Below are 19,725 nucleotides of genomic sequence, written 5' to 3' on the forward strand. Positions count from 1 at the left end.
GTTGTAATAAGAAGTTTGAAACTAACTTTGTCCGCAAAGTTTTCTACTTCTTATGATTATGAATACTAGACAGAACAGGCTAATCATATTCGCGCTCTTGTTATTGACACAAACCCCATTGGGCGCGCAGCTGCATTCTACTAAAATTGAACTGCCGGAGGATTCTGTACCTGTAACCATGGAAGATTCTGTTCCGGCAAAGCGCAGCTTCTTTAAAAAGTTTCTTGACTACTTCAATGACGCCAATAAGGAGAAAAAGAATAAAAAGTTTGATTTCAGTGTGATAGGCGGTCCCCACTATTCCAGTGACACCAAGTTCGGGCTCGGACTGGTGGCAGCCGGATTATATCGCACCGATCGGATTGATTCGCTTCTTCCTCCCTCCAATGTCTCTCTTTACGGAGATGTATCGACGGTTGGCTTCTACCTGTTGGGAGTTCGTGGGAACCATCTGTTTCCACAAGACAAATACCGCTTGAATTACAATCTCTATTTCTATTCTTTCCCCAGCCTGTATTGGGGGCGGGGATATGACAATGGAGCCAACTCTGATAATGAAAGCGATTATAAACGTTTTCAAGCGCAGGTGAAAGTCGATTTTATGTTCCGGCTGGCAAAGAACTTCTACATCGGCCCGATGGCCGTATTCGATTATATCGACGGACGGGACTTTGATAAACCGGAACTATGGGAAGGGATGGCGGCACGGACCACCAATACCAGCCTGGGACTTTCCCTCCTTTATGATTCACGTGATTTCCTGACAAATGCATCTCACGGCTATTACTTGCGAATAGACCAGCGATTCAGCCCGGCTTTTCTCGGTAATAAATATGCGTTTAGCAGCACAGAACTGACTACCAGCTATTATCAGCCGATATGGAAAGGCGGAGTACTGGCAGGACAATTCCACACATTGCTTACCTATGGCGATACCCCGTGGGGATTGATGGCAACGCTGGGAAGCTCTTACTCCATGCGCGGATATTACGAAGGACGCTATCGGGACAAAGGAGCAATGGATGCGCAAATAGAACTCCGGCAACACGTCTGGAAGCGGAATGGAGTAGCAGTATGGGCAGGAGCGGGAACGATTTTTCCACGGCTCTCCGAGTTTACTCCGAAACATATTCTGCCTAATTATGGTTTCGGTTATCGTTGGGAGTTTAAGAAAAGAGTAAATGTACGTTTGGATTTAGGGTTTGGCAAACACCAGACCGGATTTATTTTTAATATCAATGAAGCTTTTTAAGAATATAAAGAATTGGTTGGAGAATCAGGAACATTTGTTTTATCTGTTCCTCTTCATCTTGATAGTACCCAACCTTGTGCTCTGTTTGACAGAGCCTTTACCGTTGATGGCAAAGGTGTGTAATGTGCTTTTGCCTTTCGGCTGTTATTATCTGTTGATGACTTTGTCGAAAAACTGTGGCAAGATGCTTTGGATTTTATTCTTGTTCCTGTTTTTCGGAGCCTTTCAGATTGTATTGCTTTATTTGTTCGGCCAGTCCATTATCGCTGTCGATATGTTTCTGAACCTGGTGACTACCAATTCGAGTGAAGCCCTGGAACTGCTTGATAATCTCACACCTGCCATTATTGCTGTCATCATACTCTACGTACCCGCCCTGATATTGGGGACCATTTCAATTGTACGCAAGCGGAAACTCACGGTAGAATTTATCCGCAGAGAACGGAAGAGAGCCTCCATAGTCTTTGGAATCTCCCTCCTTAGCCTTGTCGGAGCATATATGCAGGATCCGGGATATGAGTTGAAGTCCGATTTATATCCGCTGAACGTGTGTTATAACGTAGGTCTTGCCTTCCAACGAACCGCCTTGACGCAGAATTATCACCGTACTTCGGAGGACTTTACTTTCCATGCCCTGCCTACGCATCCGAAAGAGAAACGGGAAGTATACGTAATGGTCGTAGGAGAAACCTCCCGTGCCCTGAACTGGCAACTGTATGGTTACGAACGTGAAACAAACCCGCTCTTATCCCGGCAACCGGGTCTGATTGCTTTCCCGAAAGTGCTGACAGAGTCGAATACGACACATAAAAGTGTCCCCATGTTGATGTCGGACGCTACCGCTTGCAACTACGACTCTATCTATCATCAGAAAGGAATCATCACCGCTTTCAAAGAGGCAGGTTTCCGGACAGCCTTTTTCTCCAACCAACGTTACAACCATTCGTTTATCGACTTCTTCGGAATGGAAGCCGATACGTACGATTTTATAAAAGAAGATTCTGTCAGTTCCTCCTATAATCCTTCTGACGACGAACTTCTGAAATTGGTGGAGCAGGAACTGGCTAAAGGTGCGACGAAACAATTTATCGTGCTCCATACCTACGGTTCTCACTTTAACTACCGCGAACGTTACCCGTCGGAAAGTGCTTTCTTTACGCCCGATTATCCGATGGAAGCAGAAAGAAAATACCGGGATAACCTGGTCAATGCCTATGACAACTCCATTCGTTATACGGACGGTTTCTTGTCACGCCTAATCCGCATGTTGGAAAAACAGCAGATAGATGCCGCCATGCTCTACACTTCCGATCATGGTGAGGATATTTTCGACGATTCCCGTCATCTGTTCCTCCACGCTTCTCCCGTACCTTCTTATTATCAACTTCACGTGCCGTTCCTCATCTGGATGTCCGACAACTACCGTGAAACCTATCCCGAACATTGGAAAAATGCTGTGGATAATAAGGATAAGAATATTTCTTCCAGCAGCTCTTTCTTCCCGACCATGTTGTCTTTAGCCGGAATAGAAACTCCTTACCGGGATGATTCGCAATCTGTAACGGCTTCGCACTACGTCCTAAAACCGAGAGTTTATCTGAACGATCACAACGAACCCCGTCCGTTGGATGATTTGGGTATGAAGAAGCAAGACTTCCGGATGCTGGAAAAGAGGAATATCAAGTATTAAGTATTAGGTATTAATCCTTGTTAATTTCTGCATCCAAAAGCGGGATTGGCGTGTTATTTGCCGTATGATGTATGAACGATTAAATTCATAAAACATGGCCTATATAGATTATTACAAGATTCTTGGAGTAGACAAAAGTGCTTCGCAGAATGATATCAAAAAGGCTTTTCGTAAGTTGGCCCGAAAGTATCATCCTGACTTGAATCCTAATGACCCGAGTGCAAAGGATAAGTTTCAGGAAATCAATGAAGCCAATGAAGTACTAAGTGATCCAGAGAAACGTAAAAAGTATGATGAGTACGGAGAACATTGGAAACATGCCGATGAATTCGAAGCGCAGAAACGTGCACAGCAACAAGCCGGAGGCTATGGCGGTGCGGGAGGTTTCGGCGGATTCGGTGGTGCAGGTCAAGGTTTCTCCGACGGTAACGGAAGTTATTGGTATAGTTCCGATGGAGAGGGATTTTCCGGTGGCAATGCCAGTGGATTTTCAGATTTCTTCGAATCCATGTTCGGACATCGGGGAGGAAGAGGACAAGGCTCTGCGGGATTCCGCGGACAGGACTTTAATGCCGAACTTCATCTTTCCCTTCGTGATGCTGCTCAAACGCATAAGCAGATATTGACCGTCAATGGTAAACAAGTGCGTATCACCATCCCTGCCGGTGTAGCCGACGGACAGGTAATCAAACTGAAAGGCTACGGAGCCGAAGGTGTCAATGGAGGACCTGCGGGCGACTTGTACATTACGTTCGTGATAGCCGAAGACCCGGTGTTCAAACGCCTGGGCGACGACCTGTACGTAGATGTGGAAGTAGACCTTTACTCTGCTGTATTGGGAGGTGAGAAAGTAATCGACACGCTGGACGGTAAAGTGAAACTGAAGATAAAACCGGAAACGCAGAACGGTACGAAAGTCCGACTGAAAGGTAAAGGATTCCCGGTTTATAAGAAGGAAGGACAATTCGGTGACTTGATTGTGACCTATTCCGTCAAGATTCCTACGAACTTGACCGACAAACAGAAAGAGTTGTTCCGTCAATTACAGAGTATGAACTAAAATGAATGAGCATTATGCAGACCGAATTAATTATTGTCAGTGAATACTGTCACAAATGTCATATTGAGCCTTCATTCATCGATTTGTTGGAAGAGGGCGGTTTGATTAACGTACATACCGAAGGCGGCGAACATTATCTGCTTCTGTCGGAACTCCCGAACGTGGAGCGTTACAGCAGAATGTACTACGACTTATCCATCAATATGGAAGGGATCGATGCCATTCATCATTTACTGGAAAAGATGGAAGATATGAGACGCGAAATGAGTTCGCTTCGCAAACAACTTCTGCTGTACCGGGAACGGGAAATAGAAGATATGGACTGGTAAAAAAATAGAGCCTCTGTTTGACCTGAACAGAGGCTCTGATTCACTCAATCAGAGCCTCTGTTTTTTCAGGACGTTTGCATGGTTGTCAACTTATCCAATATACGTATAAATCTCTTCCAGATAGCGTGCGTCGATGGTGTCGAAACTATCCAGTTCATCACTGTCAATATCCAGCACTCCAACAACTTCACCTTGTTGGAGGATCGGTACTACTATTTCCGATTTCGAGTCCGAACTACAAGCAATGTGTCCGGGAAACTGTTCTACGTCAGGAACAATCAGTGTCCGGGCCTCTTTCCAGGCTGTGCCGCAAACTCCTTTGCCGAGGCGGATGCGGGTGCAGGCAATGGGACCCTGAAACGGACCCAGTACGAGTTCATCCTCTTTCACAAGGTAAAAGCCTACCCAAAAGAAACCGAAAGTCTGTTTGAGCGCTGCTGCAACGTTGGCAAGATTGGCTATGAGATCCGTTTCCGTACTTACTAAAGCGTGCAGTTGCGGAAGTAACTCCCGGTATTTCTCTTCCTTATTTCCTGTGCCGATGATTAAATTCTCTGCCATCTCTTTTCTATTTGATTTGGTTCAGGATGCTCGGGTCTTTTATCTTATCGTCTTCTGCAAAGAAGATAATCTTAGTCAATATCTCGGCTGTCTTCGGATCTTCATCTACAAAGGGCAGGAACAGGCGTCCGCGATTTTGCGAATGTACCGGAAGAACGGCAATTTGCGCGCCGCCTTCCTGATGGATTACGCCGCTGCCCAAATGGATATTGTACTTACCCAGTTTGCCTTCGATGTGAGCGAAACTTCCTTTTATCGTCACGTTCTTGAAATGGAACAACGGCATTGTCAGTTCCACCAGCACGCTGCGCATCTCGATGGTAGAGTGGCTGGTTTCCGGATCGACGCTTCCGGCATGGGCTACACTTACTGCTAAGTCTACGTCCCTCATCACTTCCGAGAAGATGACAGGAGGAATCTCCGAGATTTTCATCAGCTTGTAGTCCTTGCGGTTGTGGAAGCAGACATATTCTAACGTCGGAGCTTCGATGTCGGCAGGAGAGAACCAGTCTGCCATCGCATAGATGGTGGCGATGATGTTCTCTTTGTAATAGATCTTTTGCAAACCGTCTTCGTAGTCGGCTACCCAGCGACGGCCTTTCAGTACGGCAACCGTTTTCTGCGGTTGGATCTGATTGCCGGCGTAACGGCGGGATTGAGTGGCTTCCACTTCTTCCGGAGTCGGAACATAGAGTTCACGGAACACCTGTTTGAAAGGCTGGCGGATTGCTTTGTCGAACAGGAATTTCTGATAAGCATGCCAGTCACCACTTGCGTACAAGTCTGTGGGATGGGCGATGCGTAACTCGTCTTTCGGTTTTAACGGTAGGCAAACGGCATTCACAGTCACCAGCAATCCGTCGGTGTAGAAGCCCGTCTGTCCGTTACAGATAAAGACAAGATGTCTCAACAATGGCCAGATGACAGGGTTCTGCATCAACTTGCGCAATTCGCTTTCTTCAAAACGAGTACAGTCTTCCATCGCCTGTTTCAGCATCACGCGGGAGCGGGTGTACTGGTCTTTCAGTTTTTTGTGTACCGCTTTCAGTTCTTCTATATACGGATGCTTTTTCAGTTTGGCAGGCATACTGTTGAGCTCTTTGCCGTCTTTGATTTGTTTAATCTCCGATTTGCCTTCCTCGTTGATTTGCACGTACACTTCTACACCGTCTATCTCTTTGGGAGACAGGTAGGGGAGAAGTTCTTTGATTAGTTCCGTTTCCATGCTCCAGGTCAGACGGGTAACGTCTCCGTAGCCGGAGTTACGCGCCAGGTTTTGCAGGGCGATGTTTACCGCTTTCTTTTCGCTTTCCTGTCTTTGAGCACCGAACTCCTTACTCTCTTTCAGGAACTTTTGCAGGTATTGATAACGATCCAGCAGTTCTTTGTCCGGTTTCCGTCCCAATGGGATGAGGCCGTAGCTCATCAATAAGTCTTTGTTGCGTTTGGCAACTATTTCTTTCTTTACATCTGCTGCCTTCACTGCGCCGTTGGTGGCATCGGCAAACTTGCGGGCACGGGTATGGCTATTGCTGCATGAGATATATTTGGCGGCATTGTAGACCACTTCGAAGCGTCGTTTGCCAATTGTCTTAAATGCATCCCTGAACCAGTCGATATCAAAAGCACCTTCCCGCAAGTCTTCCACGTCGATAGGGGTGTAGCGGGCGATGATTGCTTTTTTCTTGTCGTCACATGTTTCATTGGTATGGGCGTGGAAATAATAGGCGGCACTTGTCAGTCCTTTCCAGCCTATTGCCTTTTCGGTTAGTTCAATCCATTGCGGAGCGAACATGGCGGCTTCTACCAGTCGTTCGTCACTGATTTCGGCTTGCTTCGCCAGTTTCTTCAGATTTTCGCTGGTATCTGTCGGTAGGGGATGGCAAGCATGGAGCAAGCTGCTCAATACGCCTCGTTTGGTGCTGCCCCAGTTGTAGCTGTCGCGTATGAAAGTATCTTTGCCGAATGCTTGCAGAATGTGGATAAATGTGTCCGCTCCATAAATATAACTTAGTTCTTCCGCAAGGCTGGTGACTTGTGTCTCGGAGTCTCCCCGTTTTAGTTCGATTTCAAGAATCCGGTCTACTATCTTCTGTGCAAGAGAACGGAAGAGAGAGAAATCGACGTTTTTGATGTCGGCGTATCTTTCTTTTTCCTTATTGAAACGAACGTTGTCGTTCAATACCGTGGTAATTGCCTTGATCTGGGTGGGCGAGCTGATGCGTCCCATCATTTCGCGGTATACTTCTTCTGTCGGGATGATTCCGAGCATCCATGCACGGGCGAAGTCTGTGGCATGAAGGTAAGAGTCTGTTTCTTCCAGTTCGGGTGTGTGTTCCATGTAGTTGGTGAGCTTGTAAAGTTGGTAGCGCACCGTGAAGTAGCGGATAAACAGATCATCACTCATGGGCTTTTGAGGCATTTCAAGCCAGAAGTTTACGAACTTGTTGTTATGTATCGGATAAACGATCTCTTTTTCTCCATATTCCAGTTTGTCCCGAAGCCATGCATGCTTGTTGGTGTACTGGCGGAAAATGTTTTTAGTATTCAGCAAAGGCAACAGTTGGAGCAGCATATTGACAGCCAATCGTTGGTAGACTGCTTCGTCTTTATACTCGTATGACAATGCTTCGATAATATCACTCATCTGTTCGTAGTACGGCATCTTGCGGAGTTCCTTCTGCAATCCGCGGTAAGTGATGCCGGCATACATCCGGTTGACAAGCGGCTCGAAAGTGTTGCTTGATTTCTGGTCTGCCTTGATGTCTTCTTCATCCTCTTCATCGTAGTCGTCATCGTCTTTTGGGGCACCTGTCGATGCAAGCATGAAACTCATCATCAGTAATTTGTCATAGCTTCCGATCTCTTCTTCGTAGAAGGCCTTCCACAGTTCCGGGAAACCGAGTCCGCTCAATCCTCCGTAGTTGCTCCAGTTTATCAGGACACTGTTGCCTACCAGGCGTGCTTCTCCGTACCCATTCTTGAACTCTTCGTTCTTATAGATTTCGATGTATTTGCTTAGTTTTTTAAATACAAGTTTGGCCCTTCCGAAACAAATGAATTCGAATGCTTTTTTCACGTTGAATCCTTTATCTTGGGTAATTTCCGGCAGATTGACTTCAAGAGCCGGGTCGTACAGACCGAAGCCGTTATCTTTGGTATAGTGCTGTGCGGTGTTCTTTTCCGTTCCGTCGCCGATCAGAGATTCTATCAACACTTTTTCTTTCGCGTTCGGTTTCTGAATTTCTTTGACGGTGGGGATTAGTTCCTGATAGGTATCTTGCAGAAATTCTACGTTGTGAATAGTCTTCATCATATCCAATCCGGCCAGGCGGCGTTCGGCCACCTTGTCTGTTAGTAAGCGGCGGATACTGCCGGACAGTTGTTCTTTCGGCTGTTTCATCAATAGATTGATGGCGTTGATACGCATCTCACTATATTTGAAGCGCAGCAACTCTTCTACTTTCTGATTCTGTTCGGGCGACAAAGTCATCTCGGACAATACTTTGTAGGCTTCGTCACGAACGTCCTGCGAACGATCGCCCAGTGATTGCAGCACATATTCTTCCTGTAAATGGCTGGTCGGGGGATTTAATACGACACCGATATAGCCTGCCCGCATATAGGTATCCAAAGAAGGCAGACAAGTGCAAAGATCGTCTTTTAATGCAGAATCGTTGGTCATCCAGGTGATATACGCCATCTTGAGAACGATTTCCGAACGGGTGAGCTCTGCACTTTCCCATGGGAATACGTATGGAGAATAAATCTCTTTGGCAGAGATGGACTGATAGACGTTCTTCAGATAGTCATAATGACGGATCGCTTCTTCTTTGCTATCAAAATAATCATGGAGCGACGGGGCGTCCTTATGTCCTCCGTACCGGCTAAGATAGAGCCCGGACAGATACAGTGGCAGGATAGCTGCCACTACCGACGGTTCGTTATACCATTTTTCAAAAGCATCTTTACTGATGCGGTGGTTCATGCCGGAGTATTGCGTACAGCGTAAAAAGTAAAGTAAGGTCTGCACCTGATATTTGGCACCGTCTTTAATTATTCCCGGAACAAGTGCCTGGATTTCTTCCGTATTGTAGAATCCGATACTCCATAGAGCCAGATAAAGTTCGACCGTATCTTTGCTTTGAAGGGCTTTGCGTGCTTCTTCCCGGTCGTTCAGAAAACGGCGGATCAGTTCCACATATTTGTTGGTGATACGCTCGCTGCTGTCTTGTTCTCCGATACCCGTACAGACTGCAATGCCGCGTTTCACGGAGGCAAATCGTTGCAGGCCGTTGTCGCAGATCACCGAGAAAAGATGGAGATAACTTTCGGGGCATCCTTCGTCCATCGTTTCCACGATAGCCTGACGGAGACCTTCCTGCAGTTTGGCTGCCAGCAGTAACTTCCCTTCCAGTTCCAGCAACGGGCGGTAACCGCTCACGGCGATAGCCTGGAGATGTCCCTGGTTGAGGCGGTTGGCATTATTCTCGCTGGTCAATACGTTGTTGAGATATTCAATGACAGTTTGGTTGCCTTCTGCTATTTGGGCGGCCATCCAGTTTTGGCAGTTCATCGCATCCTTGTATGTTTCTATTTCTTCCGGAGTGTTTCCTCCGTTCAGTATGGCTTGTCCGCTGAATCCGGTGGCACGTAGTTTTAGAAATTCCGTCAGCGCATCTATGATGTGACTGAAATGCAGAAGAGGATTCGCCGACCGCTGTGACCGGCGCGAATATCCATGAGTGTACGGACACCGTGCTTTGAGCTTCAGATAGGTGTGGAACAGGTTGGCATATTCGTCTCCCAATAGATAACGGAGCACTTTGTTCAACTTTCCGTCGAAAAGATTGGCAACACTCTTTATCTTCTCTTCCTGAATAATATGTATGATGCAAGGCTCTAGTTTATCGCTGTATGTGCCATACCGGGTATCCATGTTGAAGTATTGCATAAATACATCCAACAGTGTCATTGTCTCTTTGTCTAAACTGGTTCTCTTTTTCGTTAACCTTTCCAGGTACGGAGCAATCCGTTTGTTTAATGCGTCATTATAAATGAGTCTCATGATTATTTTCGTTTTAAGTGTGTTTATAAGAAAATGATTACCAAAGTCTTCCCGACAGCATAGCCAATCGGATGAAGGTGATGGTAGATTCTTCTTTGAGTCCGGTGGGAGAGGATAAGTCTTCAGTTTCCGTATCGTCAATGAAGATACGGAAAATTCCGTCCTCGTAAGATTGCAGGGCATTGGTGATTGCTTCTACTTCTGCGGCAGGTTTGCCGTTATAGTTTACTGCAAACCCAACTTTGCCAGAAGTTGCTTTATTTTCCACTTCTTCCTGTGTGAGGTATTTCAGTACTTCGCTTTGTTGCAAGCGTTCATTATATTCACAGACTTGCCAACTGACGATGGCTTCAATCAACCCCTGTACATCGACAGGCGGAACAGGAAAGTCGACAGGAATCTTTTCGATATTGCACTTTCGCTTTCCTAACTGTTTGACTTGGACATATACTCTCATATTCTCTTTATTGGGTGATCTGAATACTTGATGTAATAGCATTCAGATCGGTTTCGGCTTCTTCATCATAGACAAGCATAACAATGGTAAAAGTTCGCTTCTTGCTTTCTTGGAAATAGTGTAATACAATTTGTTGTATGTCTTCTCCCGGTTCATCAGGAGCTCCGATGTGCAGAGGGTTTGTAGTTCTTGTCATGGATAGCCCGTTGATGTTGACATTGCTCTGCTTATAGTCTTCCGCTGGTTCTCCTTGTGCATTTCGCGGGAGAGTGAGCGATAACTTCTTGATATGTTCAAACTCTTTTTGTGTATCGTAGGTCAGAGCGGTAACCGTCAGTTGGTTGGCGCCGTTGACGAGCCTAAGCAACGGAGGTTCTGCGCTGGGAGTCAATCCTTTCGCTCCTGTTATTTTCCTCCAGTTGGTAGGATACTGGCAACTGAAATTTGTTTCTGCATCGTAATAAGAAAGCCATGTATCGTTATTACCTACCGGAACGTATGGAGGATACTGACTGGTAGAAGAACTGTTGGCAGTTTCCCTGCCTGATTGGTTACCGTTTTCGTTTTCTTCTTCCAGTTCACCATTCAGATAGGCTTCTACAATACCGCTTTCCCATTCGCCGCGTATGTCCTGATAAAGAGGGGGAACGTTCTTGCAAAGCATCAAGAAGCTGAACAGGAAAATACAAAAGATACCAAGCTCCCCAAGGATTGAAACGGTGCGTTGCGCATCGGCTTTTTCAAATTTATAGCTGCATACATAGATGATTCCCAGTAGGAAACCGCTTAATAACCCGCCGATATGTGCAGCGTTATCAATCCCGGCTTTCATGCCATAAACCAGATTGTAACCGACAAAAATAAGGATACTGGTCAATAACGTTTTCCGTTGTTCCTTTGCGATGCGATGGAAGAACAGGAAGGCGAGGAATATACCGTAGAGTCCGAAGATGGCTCCGGAGGCTCCGGCACTGATTGTCTCTCCGTGCATATAAAGACTGAATACCGCCGAGCATAATCCGGTCAGTAAATAAGACATGAACATCCGACGGCTTCCTATCAGTCCTTCCAGTAGAAGTCCTACGTACATGAAAGCGTACATATTCATCAGGAGATGAAAAGCACCGATATGTATGAAGTTGCAGGTCACTGCACGCCACCAGTCGCCTGTAAGGGTCAGCGGTCCGAAGTCGGCTCCCCATTTCAGCAGTGATAAGGTGGAAGGAGACATGATTCCCACTCCGGATGCAATCATCACAATAAATACAAGGATGTTGAGGTCTATCAGGATAGGCGTTGCCATAAAACCTTTGCGGGGAATAAAGAACGACCAGAAAGAGTTCCTCTTCTTTTCTTCCTCCAGATAGGCTTTCTCTTCTTCTGTGAGCGGACGGTTACACTCTTCCTCGAAATCTTTTGCCTTTTGGGTTAGCTCTTCCGGGGTAAGGGATGTTTTTATTTCTTCCATCGTCTCGCGTAGCTTTTGTATATTTTTTCTGTTCTTTCCATAGTCTACAAATTGTACGGAAGAGGATTGGCTGCGCACAGCTACTTCTCCGTCGCTTCCCGGTTCTATGGTGAAGGTTATTTCCTCTCCATGAGAATACATATTGAACGGGACTTCGAATCGTGCTCCTTCCGGAGTGACTTCCTCGATATTCCACTCCAGCTTTTGCGAAGCTTCGAGAGCCAGTATAAGGATTTCTGTTTTTGATAAACCCGGTAAATGCAGTTTGTCGTTATATGAAGGTTTGAGTGCCATATTTCTATTCTTATATAGAGTCGTCGATTAAAAATTACTTATCTCACTGACAAATGTATAGAATAATAATGAAAAATAATAGAATGTGACAAATAAAAAAGCATCCACTTCCTAAGAAGGGATGCTTTTATGAGATTTGATAGAGTATTTATTACTTTTTGTAGAATGCCAAGTCTTCTTTATCGAAGTTTTCGATGAAGTTTGAGTGCTTTTCTACTTCCGCTTCTGCATAGTTCAAATATACATGTGCAGATTTGGAGAACAGTTCGGAAGCCTTGCTGGCATCTTGAATCAATAGGTGACACATGATAATGTCAGCAGCCATTTCCACCAGTTTACGAGCGGTGAAATCAAGTAATTCCTGATCTTGTACTTCTTTCACTGCATTGGTGCTTGCTTCGAATTTGTCAGCCATCTTTTTCAGACGAGACATCAGCGGTTCCATTTCCGGTGAGCAAGGAATGGTTTCGAACTCGCGGATGGTAGCGATGTACGAACCATTGGTTACGTAACGGATAGCGGCTACTGTCTGCAACTGGGTAGTTCCTTCGTAGATGCTGGTGATACGTGCGTCGCGATAGATGCGTTGGCAAGCATATTCCATCATGAAACCTGAACCGCCGTGAATCTGAATACAGTCGTAAGCGTTTTGGTTCGCATATTCAGAGTTCATACCTTTAGCCAGCGGAGTAAAGCTGTCTGCTAATTTAGCATATTTCTTTTGTTCCTGGCGTTCTTCCGGAGTCAGTTTACGTTCGCGGGCGATGTCGTCCAATGCTTTGTAGATGTCTACGTAGCGAGATGTTTGATACAGTAAAGCACGTCCGGCATCCAGTTTGCCTTTCATGATAGCCAGCATGTCATACACAGCCGGGAATTCGATAATTGCTTTTCCGAACTGCTTACGGTCTTTAGCGTATGCCAAACCTTCATTGTAAGCTGCCTGGCTCAATCCTACAGATTGTGCGGCAATACCCAGACGGGCACCGTTCATCAGAGCCATTACGTATTTAATCAAACCGAGTTTGCGGTCACCGCAAAGTTCAGCTTTTGCATTCTTATATACCAATTCGCAGGTAGGAGAACCGTGGATACCGAGTTTGTTTTCGATACGACGTACGTTCACGCCACCCTGACGCTTGTCATAGATGAACATAGACAAACCACGACCGTCTCTTGTTCCTTCTTCCGAACGTGCCAGTACGAGGTGAATATCCGCGTCACCATTTGTGATGAAACGTTTCACACCGTTCAGTAACCAGCATCCGTCTTTTTCGCTGTAAGTAGCTTTCAGCATAACAGATTGAAGGTCGGAACCAGCATCCGGTTCTGTCAAGTCCATTGACATCGTTTCACCTTGGCAGATGCGTGGGATAAAACGGCTGTGTTGGTCGGGATTGCCAAACTCATAAAGAGTTTCGATACAGTCCTGCAATGACCAGATGTTTCCGAAACCTGCGTCGGCAGCAGCCACGATTTCTGCACACATGGTGTACGGGGTGATCGGGAAGTTCAGACCGCCGAACTTACGTGGCATGGTCATACCGTTCAAACCGGCTTTCACCATTGCGTCCAGGTTTTGTTTGGTTCCTGATGCATATTCTACGCGACCATTGGCACAGTGAGGACCTTCTTCGTCTACACCTTCTGCGTTAGGGGCAATGATTTCTCCTGTGATTTCTCCGGTAATCTCCAACACTTTGTCATAAGAGTCTACAGCATCTTCGAAGTCCAGCGGAGCATAATCGAATTCATCTTTATCTCTGTAATTGCGTTCTTTGAGTTCGCAAATACGTTTCATCATCGGATTGTTCAAGTGAAACTTGAGTTCCGGTATGTCTGTATAATAATTAGCCATCTTTCCTTACTTGCTATTTTGTTTATAATACTTAATCATCTTCGGCACAACTTCTTCGATAGTTCCGTTGATTACGTAATCGGCAATCGTGTTGATCGGAGCATCCGGGTCGTTGTTGATGGAGATGATGATACCACTTTCCTGCATACCGGCGATATGCTGAATCTGTCCGGAGATACCGCAAGCGATGTAGAGTTTCGGACGAACCGTAACACCTGTCTGACCGATTTGGCGGTCGTGATCTGCAAAACCTGCGTCAACAGCAGCACGACTGGCACCTACTTCTGCGTGAAGTTCTTTTGCGAGGTCGAACAACAGGTCGAAGTTCTCTTTCGAGCCTACACCGTATCCGCCGGCTACGATAATCGGAGAACCTTTCAGGTTGTTCTTTGCCTTTTCTACGTGGCGTTCGATTACTTTCACTACATAGTCCGTATCAGCTACGTACTTTTTCACATCGTGACGGATCACTTCTCCCTGATAGTTCGGAGAGAGGATTTCTTTCTTCATCACACCTTCGCGAACGGTTGCCATCTGCGGGCGGTGTTCCGGGTTCACAATCGTAGCAACGATGTTACCGCCGAAAGCCGGACGGATCTGATACAACAGGTTCTTGTAAGTCTTGCCTTCTTTCTTGTCTTCGTGGTCACCGATTTCAAGTGAAGTACAGTCGGCAGTCAATCCGCTGGTCAAAGCAGAAGAAACGCGCGGACCGAGGTCACGACCGATTACAGTAGCACCCATCAGACAGATTTGCGGCTGTTCCTCTTTGAAAAGGTTCACCAGGATAGCTGTGTGAGGAAGTGAAGTATAAGGGTAAAGTCCTTCGCCGTCGAAAACGTGAAGTTTGTCTACTCCGTAAGGAAGGATTTGTTTTTCAATATCTTTGAGGCCGGTTCCGGCAACCACTGCTTCGAGCTGACAGTTCAACTGGTTGGCTAACGAACGACCTTTGGTCAGAAGTTCGAGGCTAACGTCTAAAACGTTACCTTCTTCTATTTCGCAATATACAAATAAGTTATTCATGATTATCCGATGGTGTGGTTAGCTAATAGTTCAACAATCAGGTCTTCCACGTCACGGTCGCTGCCGCTGATGGTTTTGCTCTCTTTAGCCTGGAACACGATGTTCTGGATGGCTTTCACTTTTGTCGGCGAACCGGACAGACCGCATTGTGCGAGGTCACCGTTTACGTCGGCTACGCTCCATTCTGCCAGATTCAGATAATCGCGCTTGTCGTACAGGTCTGTATAGTCAAGATTGCCTTGCTGTTTTTCAGTCACAGTTTTGGCATGTTTGTATTTCTGAACCAATTTAGCGTTACGCGGACGGCAAGGAGCTGCAGAACCGTTGACAGTAATCACGATAGGCAGCGGGCCTTCTACAGTTTCAACACCACCGTCGATGTGACGTTTCACCTTAATCTTACCATCGCCCACTTCCAGAATTTCTTCTGCGTATGTGATTTGCGTCAATCCCAGCTTTTCTGCTACCTGCGGACCTACCTGTGCCGTGTCACCGTCGATTGCCTGACGGCCACCGATAATAATGTCATACTCACCGATTTTGCGGATGGCAGTGGCAAGTGCGTAAGACGTAGCCAGTGTGTCTGCACCAGCGAAAGCACGGTCAGTTAATAAGTAACCGTTATCTGCACCACGGAAAAGTCCTTCACGAATAATGTCGGCTGCCCGTCCCGGTCCCATTGTCAGAACGGTTACGGTAGAGCCTGGATGAGCATCTTTCAATCGGAGAGCTTGCTCGAGAGCATTCAGGTCTTCGGGGTTGAAGATGGCGGGGAGTGCCGCGCGGTTAATCGTTCCGTCGGCTTTCATGGCATCTTTCCCAACGTTACGTGTGTCGGGAACTTGTTTTGCCAATACAACAATTTTCAAACTCATGCTATAAATTTTAGTATTAGTATTTCTACAAGTTAGCAGCCAGTAGTCAAGTAGTAATCTCTTGCTATCCAAACTATCCGGTTAACTATCAGCGTGCAAATTTACTCAAACACTTGGTTCTGACAAGAAATCCGAGTAAAAAATGCACAGGTTTAAGAATTTTGAGCAAAATAGGAGGGTTTTTATAGATTTAATTCAGGGTTGACAAGGCGTTTATGAGGAGGGGTGTCCGAAAAGGATCCCTTGATGAATTCCGGATTATTTGATAAGTTCATAATAATGTGCGTTCATGAAATTATCATTCTTGAAAATAGCCTTTTGCATAATTCCTACTTTCGTGAATCCCACTTTCTCTAATACCCGCATGGATGGGGAGTTATGCTCAAATACGACTGCGAATACACGTATTTTATCAGTGTGTTCGAAATAATAGTTGATAGCTTTTTTCAGGGCGTCAGTAACGATTCCCTGGTTCCAGAAAGGTTCTCCAATCCAGTAGCCCACTTCTGCACTAAAACGTTCTACATCCGTAGCGGGTATAAAACCGATATTTCCGACTGCTTCTCCGTTTACCTCAATGCAGAAATCATGAATGTTTTCTTTTGCTTGTACCATAGCGAGAAAAACGTTAGCATCTTCCTGGCTATAAGGATAGGGGAGACCGTCACGACAGTTATTCCAAATATTCTTGTTATTGAGATATTGGGCTAATGATGCTGCATCTTCGGTTTGCCAAGTACGGAGAGTATAGTTTTTCTTCTGCACGATAATCTCTGTTTGCTGTACCATATTATCTATTATTTTATGTTACTAATTAGATTTTCTCCATAGCCTGATAAGACTATCTTGATTGCCTATTATCTTTTCGTATGACTATAGTTATTCGTAAGGATAACTATAGTCTCCCTTTCGTATAACTATAGTCATACGCAAGAGAAACTATAGTTATACGAAATAAGATTGCCTAACGAACTATATCCTGGCAGGCAAACGGCGAAATAAAAATGCCTATAGGAATCATTTACTGTAATAAAGCAAATGATTTAGTTCATAATTGCACCTTATTCTAATTTTATGGAGAGAGTCTCTATTCTTTTATTGTATACCAATTTCTGCTAACCCCATCGGTTCACCGTCATGTATCATCCGTGTTGCTTTCAGTTGGACATAGCGGGCGTTTACCGGAGTAAAGTAAACCGATTGCAAAATCGGATTGCTCTTTATATTGGAAAATTCATCTTTGGCTACTAGCTGGTTGACAGCATTGTTGTCCGTACCTACAGATATTTCGTAGGCCGCAATCACCCCTTTATTATATTCACTCTGGTCGGGGAGATAATGGAAGGAGGTAATTGTGCGTTCCTCTCCCAAATCAATCAATAATGTATTTCCGTTGATGAAGCAGGTGGTCTGATTGTTTTTATCCATACATTTCTGTGCTTCCTCCGCATCTACTCCAACGAGCGTGAACGGATAACTCTTCAACTCTTCTGCTTTTGCAGTATATGTATCGGAAGTCTCTCCTGCATAATAGGCTTCTATGTTATTGATACAGAGGCAAGCTCGCGAATCTGTAAAACGGACACGGATCTTATCTGTGGTGACTGTCTCGAAACGAAGAAGGCGTTTATATCCGATAGTGGTCGTTTCTTCATTCAATTTTACCGGAAGCCATTCGCCTTCCTGGTTGTATTCTACAACGAATGATTTGACACGTTGCCCCAGAGGTATATATTCCTGTAACATCATGCGGTTAATCTTTTCCGTTTGAGGCAGGGCAAACTCGATGGTGGCAGAGTTGACACCGTCATTGGTAGCCCAATAAGTATCATACTCACCATCGGTCACCGCTTTTGCAGAGAATGTTTTTCCCCGTTCGTCCGATGCTTTGGGAGAAAGTCCGGCCAATAGGTTGTGTGCCAGTTGCTTTTGTACGTTCTGGTGGAAGTTTACGGCGTTGGCTGAGTCTGTCGGATGAATCAGTCCGTCACGATCGACGGGGAAGTTGAGTAACAATGTTGCGTTATGACCTACGCTACGGTAATACAGATCAGTCAATGCATCTGCTGTTTTCACACGGTCGTCTTCTTCCGGATGATAGAACCATCCCGGACGGATGGATACATCACATTCTGCGGCTACCCATTGGTTGCCGTCGGCATGGCCATATTGCAATTCACGATATTTGGGGTAACCTGGATAAACTTCTCCGGCACGGAGAAAAGACCAGTTGGTAGCTCCTGCAAATCCGTTTTCGTTACCTACCCAACGGCAGCCCGGACCTCCATCCGAGAAGATAACAGCCTGTGGTTGCAACTCGTCGATCAACTTATAGGCTCGCGGATAATCGTAATAAGTTTTGCGGTCGATAGTACGGCTGTCTTTTGCTCCGCCATACCAGCCGTCTCCGCCATTGGCACCGTCAAACCAGATTTCAAAAACATCACCATAGTTGGTTAATAGCTCGTTGAGTTGTTTATAGAAGTATTCTACGTATTCGGGAGAACCGTAGTTGGCTTGATGCCTGTCCCAGGGAGACAGATAAACTGCGAATTTAATGCCGTACTTCTTGCAGGCATCCGATAGTTCGCGAACGATGTCGCCTTTTCCGTCTTTATACGGGGTGTTGCGGATACAATATTCTGTCAGGTGAGTAGGCCACAGGCAGAATCCGTCGTGATGTTTGGCTGTCAGGATTACTCCTTTCATTCCGGATTTCACAAAGGTTTGTACCCATTGCTCGCAATCCAGGCGGGTAGGATTGAATGTTTTAGGATCGGAATCACCGTATCCCCATTCGCGGTCGTTGAATGTGTTAAGTCCGAAGTGTACGAAAGCGTATGTTTCCATTTTTTGCCATTCTACCTGCTTGGCTTCGGGAATGGGCAGGATAGCTTCCGGTGCTTTGACCGAATTACAGGCACTTAATAGAAGGAGGCCTGCTCCGAAAATAAGAATGTGTTTTTTCATGGGGGTAATTTATTAGTTAATAATTGAGTGTAAGAATCATCTACAACGTAATTCCGAATACAAAATAAAGTTGCTCTTCATAGGGGTTGGCTATTAGCTTTCCGAATATGGGCAGAGAGAAGTTGGACGTTATTTTGATTTCTTTCGTTGCGGATAATCCGATATTGACTACATTGAATTTGTCGGAGTACATACTTTCCCAAGGGGTAAAACCTGCTTCGACACTCATGTTTACATCTTTCACGCTGAACGGATAACTCAATTCGCAATAGCTGGACCAGGCACGTTTTCCGTTTTCACGGTAGTCGTTTCCGGCAAAGGTGGTGTACCAGCTGACTGATAATGGAAATTTCTCACTAAGCATATATCCGGCTCCTACTTCAAAAGTATGTCCGGTGGAATGTGAATTGTAATTGAAGTATTTGAAAGGTTCTTCTTCTGTTTGGGTAAAATAGTTGTTGGCGTAGAGAGTCAGGTTTTTGTATTCGTACTCCAGTGACAAGTCTATCTCATTATTCTTTTTACGAAATTCGGTAGAACCCCATGCATAGACGGTCAGGCCTTTCCAGTTGAGGCCGAGTGAGGGTTGCACACTTGCGTTGCCGCTGTCCATACCACGCCAGATGTAGCTACTTACAAAATCTGCGGTTACAAAAACTTCTTGTGCCTGTGCAAAGGCTGAACATAATAAGATGGCAATAAGTAGGATTTGTTTTTTCATTTTATCGACTGTTTTTTCTCGTTTTCGCGGGGTAAAGATACGCAATATATAGATAAATGATGACAGATGAGGGAAAAAAGAAAGCGGCTGCATCGT

General features: G+C 45.5%; 14 protein-coding genes. 4 read left to right on the forward strand and 10 right to left on the reverse strand.

What is annotated here, in order from left to right; genetic code table 11:
• The first annotated feature begins 52 nt into the window (after positions 1–52).
• From ACT8YW_RS00850 to ACT8YW_RS00865, 4 genes are all read left to right on the forward strand, one after another.
• Complete coding sequence (locus tag ACT8YW_RS00850; protein WP_444103684.1) at positions 53–1,252, forward strand: BamA/TamA family outer membrane protein; 1,200 nt, start codon at positions 53–55, stop codon at positions 1,250–1,252.
• A complete protein-coding gene (locus ACT8YW_RS00855; protein ID WP_444103685.1) occupies positions 1,239–2,942 on the forward strand; it encodes a sulfatase-like hydrolase/transferase in 1,704 nt (567 codons plus the stop codon). Before ACT8YW_RS00850 ends, ACT8YW_RS00855 begins: the two co-directional genes overlap by 14 nt.
• Positions 2,943–3,036: 94 nt before the next feature.
• Complete coding sequence (locus tag ACT8YW_RS00860; protein ID WP_007748510.1) at positions 3,037–4,002, forward strand: DnaJ C-terminal domain-containing protein; 966 nt, start codon at positions 3,037–3,039, stop codon at positions 4,000–4,002.
• Between the two features lie 14 nt (positions 4,003–4,016).
• Complete coding sequence (locus ACT8YW_RS00865) at positions 4,017–4,331, forward strand: chaperone modulator CbpM (protein WP_008025905.1); 315 nt, start codon at positions 4,017–4,019, stop codon at positions 4,329–4,331.
• Positions 4,332–4,421: 90 nt separating this feature from the next.
• Here ACT8YW_RS00865 and ACT8YW_RS00870 read toward each other — a convergent pair whose 3' ends face one another.
• The 10 genes from ACT8YW_RS00870 to ACT8YW_RS00915 form a co-directional block, all read right to left on the reverse strand.
• The gene (locus ACT8YW_RS00870) at positions 4,422–4,892 is read right to left on the reverse strand and encodes a GAF domain-containing protein (protein ID WP_444103686.1); all 471 of its coding nucleotides are present in this window, start codon (positions 4,890–4,892) and stop codon (positions 4,422–4,424) included.
• Between the two features lie 7 nt (positions 4,893–4,899).
• Positions 4,900–9,960: a DUF4132 domain-containing protein gene (locus ACT8YW_RS00875; RefSeq protein WP_444103687.1), complete on the reverse strand. Its 5,061-nt coding sequence runs from the start codon at positions 9,958–9,960 to the stop codon at positions 4,900–4,902.
• Positions 9,961–9,997: 37 nt separating this feature from the next.
• On the reverse strand, positions 9,998–10,417 hold the full coding sequence (locus tag ACT8YW_RS00880; protein WP_004314240.1) for a hypothetical protein: 420 nt from the start codon (positions 10,415–10,417) through the stop codon (positions 9,998–10,000).
• Between the two features lie 7 nt (positions 10,418–10,424).
• Positions 10,425–12,179, reverse strand: a complete 1,755-nt coding sequence (locus tag ACT8YW_RS00885) for a rhomboid family intramembrane serine protease (protein ID WP_373147101.1) — start codon at positions 12,177–12,179, stop codon at positions 10,425–10,427.
• A gap of 151 nt (positions 12,180–12,330) precedes the next feature.
• Positions 12,331–14,037 carry an acyl-CoA dehydrogenase family protein gene (locus tag ACT8YW_RS00890; protein ID WP_007748504.1) on the reverse strand — a complete coding sequence of 569 codons (1,707 nt, stop codon included), beginning with the start codon at positions 14,035–14,037 and terminating at the stop codon, positions 12,331–12,333.
• Between the two features lie 6 nt (positions 14,038–14,043).
• Complete coding sequence (locus tag ACT8YW_RS00895) at positions 14,044–15,063, reverse strand: electron transfer flavoprotein subunit alpha/FixB family protein (protein ID WP_074705344.1); 1,020 nt, start codon at positions 15,061–15,063, stop codon at positions 14,044–14,046.
• Positions 15,064–15,065: 2 nt separating this feature from the next.
• Positions 15,066–15,938 (reverse strand): electron transfer flavoprotein subunit beta/FixA family protein, encoded by an 873-nt coding sequence (locus ACT8YW_RS00900; RefSeq protein ID WP_004314244.1) that lies wholly within the window; start codon positions 15,936–15,938, stop codon positions 15,066–15,068.
• A gap of 258 nt (positions 15,939–16,196) precedes the next feature.
• A complete protein-coding gene (locus ACT8YW_RS00905; RefSeq protein WP_008025917.1) occupies positions 16,197–16,727 on the reverse strand; it encodes a GNAT family N-acetyltransferase in 531 nt (176 codons plus the stop codon).
• Positions 16,728–17,033: 306 nt separating this feature from the next.
• Positions 17,034–18,908 carry an alpha-L-fucosidase gene (locus ACT8YW_RS00910; protein ID WP_444103688.1) on the reverse strand — a complete coding sequence of 625 codons (1,875 nt, stop codon included), beginning with the start codon at positions 18,906–18,908 and terminating at the stop codon, positions 17,034–17,036.
• 40 nt (positions 18,909–18,948) lie between these two features.
• Positions 18,949–19,629, reverse strand: coding sequence for a hypothetical protein (locus tag ACT8YW_RS00915; protein ID WP_444103689.1), 681 nt, complete (start codon positions 19,627–19,629; stop codon positions 18,949–18,951).
• Positions 19,630–19,725 lie beyond the last annotated feature (96 nt).

Origin of the sequence: Bacteroides sp., from assembly GCF_052357945.1 — a bacterium.
Taxonomy (GTDB): domain Bacteria; phylum Bacteroidota; class Bacteroidia; order Bacteroidales; family Bacteroidaceae; genus Bacteroides.